This window comes from Rhizobium sp. YS-1r (assembly GCF_000757525.1).
Lineage (GTDB): Bacteria > Pseudomonadota > Alphaproteobacteria > Rhizobiales > Rhizobiaceae > Neorhizobium > Neorhizobium petrolearium.
Map to the genome: position 1 here is coordinate 1 of NZ_JPYQ01000040.1, position 673 is coordinate 673.

A 673-nucleotide genomic window follows, 5' to 3' on the forward strand; every position below is an offset into this window, starting at 1 on the left:
AGGTCCGCAGACGCTGGCGCCCGGCGGAACGGCGACCTTTACCGCGACCTATACGCCGACCCAGGCCGATATCGACGCGGGCCGCGTGGAGAACACGGCGACCGGCACCGGCACGCCGCCATCCGGGCCGCCGATCGACAGCCCGCCGGATACCGTCGTGGTCCCTCCGGATCAGTCGACCGGCCTGGTTATCGACAAGACCGGCACGCTGAATGATCTCGACGGTGACGGGCTCATCGATCTCGGCGAGACGATCAGCTACTCGTTCCAGGCCCGCAACACCGGCGCCGTGACGCTCACCAATGTGACGGTGAACGATCCGCTGCTCACCGATGCCGGCATCGCGCTGGATCAGGGGCCGCAGACGCTGGCACCGGGGGCGACCTTCACCTTCACTGCGACTTATACGCCGACCCAGGCCGACATCGATGCGGGGCGGGTGGAAAACACGGCGACAGGCACCGGCACGCCGCCGTCCGGGCCGCCGATCGACAGCCCGCCGGATACCGTCGTGGTGCCTCCGGACCAGACGCCCGGACTGACGATCAACAAGACCGGCACGCTGAACGATGCCGATGGCGACGGCCTCATCGATCTCGGCGAGACGATCAGCTACTCGTTCCTGGTCCGCAATACCGGGGCGGTGACGATGACGGGCGTGACCGTCGACGAT

At 67.8% G+C, this 673-nt stretch carries 1 pseudogene; it reads left to right on the top strand.

Going from position 1 to position 673, the window contains the following annotated elements:
• Positions 1 to 673: pseudogene (locus JL39_RS21275) on the top strand (hypothetical protein); the annotation flags it as partial.